We start from the raw sequence: 3824 nt of genomic DNA, 5'->3' as shown, positions 1-3824 counted from the left end.
GCGGCCTATAAGAATTAGAAGAGCTTGGTATGCGGCCGCCCGAAATATGTAACACCTACATTGTATCAGCTAATGGCTATGCGATGCAAGCAAATTGCAGAATTACACCCTAAGAAACGGTAAAGAAAAATATCACTGTTATTTTCTAAATTAGCTTGAAATTTTTTTTATAATCGGTTACAATAATTGCATGCAGATATGTTTCATCGGTAGAATGCTAGCTTCCCAAGCTGGAGAGGGGGGTTCGACTCCCCTTATCTGCTCATAAGCGGTTTCCCTATGGAAACCGCTTTTTTTCGAAAATGCAGGAAAATAAGCCGCACCTGAATCAGCAATGCAAATCTTTTAAATTATTTATCTATCGATTATCTACCCGTTCCGGATACATATCATGGTTGGCCAGACGCATGGCTGCGATTTCTTCCCATTTTGTGCCCGGTTTGCCATAGTTGCAGTAAGGATCGATGGAAATACCGCCTCTTGGCAGGAATTTTCCCCATACCTCAATATATTTCGGATCCATCAATTTAATCAGATCTTCCATAATAATATTCATACAGTCCTCATGAAAATCTCCATGATTTCTAAAGCTGAAAAGATACAGTTTTAAAGACTTACTTTCAACCATTCTTTCAGATGGAACATAAGAAATAATAACATTGCCAAAATCCGGCTGCCCGGTCATCGGGCAAAGGCTTGTAAACTCCGGACAATTAAATTTTACAAAATAATCATGATCCGGATGTTTATTAATGAATGTTTCCAAAACTTCAGGGCAGTAGTTAAAATCATATTTCGTTCCCTGACTTCCAAGATGGGTAATACCAGCTGTTTCTTCTTTGGTACGTCCTGACATAATTCTTCTCCTTTTTTCAAATTCCGCCCGGCACTTATAGCGCAGGGTCAGCAACACCATTGGCAGCAAATGCTTTAGCTCGGTCAATACATGTGCCACATTTTCCACATGGCTTCTCGCCGCCTTCATAACAACTCCACGTCAATTCATAAGGTACGTTCAGTTCCAGACCTTTTTTGACAACATCTGCCTTTGTCAGATTCACAAAAGGTGCTTCCACTTTCAGCTGATGTCCGCTGCCTTCATAAATTGCCTGGTTCATGGCATTTTTGAATACTTCGCTGCAATCCGGATAAGCATTGCCAGCCGCATCGTCACTGTGTGCGCCATAGTAAATCACATCACAGCCCTTTGAAAGGGCAATACTTGCAGCAGAAGAGAGAAACAGACCGTTACGGAAAGGCACATAGGTCGAAACCGGCTTGCCGTCGCTGTGCTGCAGCTGTTCTGCGTAGGATTCCTCCGGAATTGCCTGATCTGAATGGCTCAGGAGAGAGCAGTCGCTGTACTGGAAAATCGGTGTGAGATCAAGATGCAGCATTTCTACATGATAATATGCAGCTACAGCTTTTGCAGCTTCTATTTCTTTTGTATGTCGCTGTCCGTAAGTAATGGCAAGAGCGATCACATTGTCACTGCCATATTTATCTACAGCAAGTCCGAGACAGGTTGTACTGTCAACGCCGCCGCTGGATAACACAAGTGCTTTCATGATAAAGTCCTCCTTATTACTGCATCATCACACGCATTTGCAGTGATGCATCGGTTTTAAAACGTCCCGTAAATGTTGTTGTCAATGTTTTAGCAGCCGTTTTCTTGATGCCGCGGGCAGTCATGCAGCTATGACAGCCTTCAATCTTGACAGCAATCGAATCTGAACCTGTAACTTCCGCCATGATTTCTGCAATATCAGAACCGATCCGTTCCTGCAGCTGCAGACGCTTGGCAGCCATATCGGCAATTCTGGCGATCTTGCTTAAACCAATAACCTTGCCGTTCGGTATATAGGCCACAGAAACTTTCATATCATACATGAGTGCCATATGATGTTCACAATAGCTGAAAATTTCAATATCTCTGACATAGACCATGTCGTCACTTTTGCCGGATAATTCCAGATCCTGATCAAATGTTTTGTCAAACATCTGCGCAATTTCATGATTGGTATAATTCATACCCTCGAATACTTCTTCATACATTTTTGCAACACGTTCCGGGGTCTCTTTCAGTCCCTCACGCTCAGGATCATCTCCCAAAGCTACGAGAATACCACGCACATGTTCCTTAATTGCCTCTGTATCTATAGCCATTCTTTCATAACCTCCTACACACCGCGCCTGTCGGGATCCCAGATGACTTTATGCATCTGAATCTGGAGATTGACGCCATTTAATTGTTGCTCTTTCATAAATTCTACAATATCTGCCGGATCAATACTGCCAAAAACCGGACTGAAATAAAGATGACAGCGTCCAATCAGCCGGAATTGTTTCATTATTTCCACGGCCCGTTCACAGTCTGCCAAAGAGCCCGTGACAAATTTGACCGTATCTTTTTCCGTAAGCAGTGAAAAATTATCTGTATCCATAGCGGTCTCCATGCCGCTGCAGGACAACTTATAATCCATTGTAAAAGACGGCCTGTTGGGGATATTCACAAAAGGAGCCAGACTGACACTGCCGTTTGTTTCTATCTCCACATGCAGCAAATGATTCGCAGCCAGTTTCTCCAATAATTCTGAAATATACGGCCGGTCCAAAGGTTCACCGCCGGTCAGTGTCACATTGCGGACTCCGGTTTCCATGATTGCCTGATGAATTTCTTCTGCCGTCATCACTCTGGCCGGCACATCCGGCTCATTGGCCCACTTTGTGTCACAATACAGACACGATAAATTGCAGCCCTTGAAACGGACAAATACTGCAAGCTGGCCTGCCAACGGGCCCTCACCGTTAATGCTGACAAAATGTTCTACTACCTCATATGTCCTTTCCATCTCTTATTCCTCAAATGACGCGCAGTTATTCGGGGTCTCATACACTGTCGAGCGATGAACATGATAACCGCATGCCGTCAGTCTCTCATAAAAATAATAAGCCAGTCTTTCTGCTGTCGGTCGGTATGGAATCTCAATAATCCTGAAATTCTCCGCCTGCAGTGCTGCCATAGTCGCAGGCATCAGACTGCCTTTTTCAATGATCAACGCGTGGTCCATGGCATCCACTTCACGCTTGACATCCTTTTTTAACTGACCGAAATCAAACATCATATCCCTTGTCTGGCCTTCTTCATCCAGATCCGGGCGGCAGATCTCAATCACAACACGCCACTCATGGCCGTGAATATTGCGGCATTTACCCTCATAACCTGCCAGAAAATGTGCAGAATCAAAACTATGTTCAGTCTTCAAATAATACATGATTATAGTACCTTCCTGATTTATTGATCACTTATATACGGATTACCCAATGTGTTTCCTATACAATTACAATAATAAAAGGGACACAGCAATGCTATGTCCCTGATGTTCCGGTTTCATAGCCCTGGTTTTGTTTATAGACAGGATGGTGCAATCGAACTGTCTTTTATTGTTATAGCATTGGACATTCACAGTGTCAAGTAGTTTCAGCTTTTTTTGCGGATGACAAATAGATTCTGATGTGGTAGAATGTAAAAAAATACAGGAGTAAAAATATGAATAGACAAAAGATAATGGCGAACCGCCGCAGAGATATTATTATCATTGTTGGCTGCACCATTTTGGCGCTTATCGGTGGTTACGGCTGGTCAAGAGGCTTTGGCAATTTTACGTGGTTTCGTAATTTTGACACTCCCGGCACTGCCAGCGTAGACGATGCTGTTCTGAATTATGAGCCCCTGATTCAACAATATGCCAAAGAATACGGCATTGAATCCTATGTCCCTGTCATCGAAGCATTGATGCAGCAGGAGAGCAGCGGCCTTGGCG

The 3824-nt window shown here is 43.5% G+C and carries 6 protein-coding genes and 1 tRNA gene; 2 read left to right on the top strand and 5 right to left on the bottom strand.

The window, feature by feature from the left end; genetic code table 11:
- The first annotated feature begins 192 nt into the window (after window positions 1-192).
- Window positions 193-263: transfer RNA gene (locus WMO25_RS16030), tRNA-Gly, on the top strand.
- Window positions 264-358: 95 nt separating this feature from the next.
- Here the strand turns inward: WMO25_RS16030 and queF are convergent.
- From queF to WMO25_RS16005, 5 genes are read right to left on the bottom strand one after another with little or no spacing between them, the layout of a single operon-like run.
- Window positions 359-856, bottom strand: coding sequence for a preQ(1) synthase (queF, locus tag WMO25_RS16025; protein WP_015514302.1), 498 nt, complete (start codon window positions 854-856; stop codon window positions 359-361).
- A 34-nt stretch (window positions 857-890) separates the two neighbouring features.
- Window positions 891-1568: a 7-cyano-7-deazaguanine synthase QueC gene (gene queC / locus WMO25_RS16020; RefSeq protein ID WP_015514301.1), complete on the bottom strand. Its 678-nt coding sequence runs from the start codon at window positions 1566-1568 to the stop codon at window positions 891-893.
- 16 nt (window positions 1569-1584) lie between these two features.
- The gene (gene folE, locus WMO25_RS16015) at window positions 1585-2166 is read right to left on the bottom strand and encodes a GTP cyclohydrolase I FolE (RefSeq protein WP_117540047.1); all 582 of its coding nucleotides are present in this window, start codon (window positions 2164-2166) and stop codon (window positions 1585-1587) included.
- A gap of 14 nt (window positions 2167-2180) precedes the next feature.
- A complete protein-coding gene (queE, locus tag WMO25_RS16010; protein WP_349086156.1) occupies window positions 2181-2852 on the bottom strand; it encodes a putative 7-carboxy-7-deazaguanine synthase QueE in 672 nt (223 codons plus the stop codon).
- A 3-nt stretch (window positions 2853-2855) separates the two neighbouring features.
- On the bottom strand, window positions 2856-3275 hold the full coding sequence (locus WMO25_RS16005) for a 6-pyruvoyl trahydropterin synthase family protein (protein ID WP_349086155.1): 420 nt from the start codon (window positions 3273-3275) through the stop codon (window positions 2856-2858).
- A gap of 275 nt (window positions 3276-3550) precedes the next feature.
- On the opposite strand from WMO25_RS16005, the gene WMO25_RS16000 reads away from it, so the two are divergent.
- On the top strand, window positions 3551-3824 hold a 274-nt coding region (locus tag WMO25_RS16000; RefSeq protein ID WP_349086154.1), incomplete at its 3' end, for a lysozyme family protein.

The organism is Coprococcus intestinihominis (assembly GCF_040096555.1).
Taxonomy (GTDB): domain Bacteria; phylum Bacillota; class Clostridia; order Lachnospirales; family Lachnospiraceae; genus Coprococcus_A; species Coprococcus_A intestinihominis.
The sequence above is the reverse complement of the archived record's forward strand: the minus strand, read 5'-3'. Positions and strand labels throughout refer to the sequence as shown.

Excerpts from the sequence above, each read along its gene's own strand:
- queF (WP_015514302.1), bottom strand. The coding sequence starts at position 856 with ATGTCAGGACGTACCAAAGAAGAAACAGCTGGTATTACCCATCTTGGA.
- queC (WP_015514301.1), bottom strand. The coding sequence starts at position 1,568 with ATGAAAGCACTTGTGTTATCCAGCGGCGGCGTTGACAGTACAACCTGT.
- folE (WP_117540047.1), bottom strand. The coding sequence starts at position 2,166 with ATGGCTATAGATACAGAGGCAATTAAGGAACATGTGCGTGGTATTCTC.
- queE (WP_349086156.1), bottom strand. The coding sequence starts at position 2,852 with ATGGAAAGGACATATGAGGTAGTAGAACATTTTGTCAGCATTAACGGT.
- WMO25_RS16005 (WP_349086155.1), bottom strand. The coding sequence starts at position 3,275 with ATGTATTATTTGAAGACTGAACATAGTTTTGATTCTGCACATTTTCTG.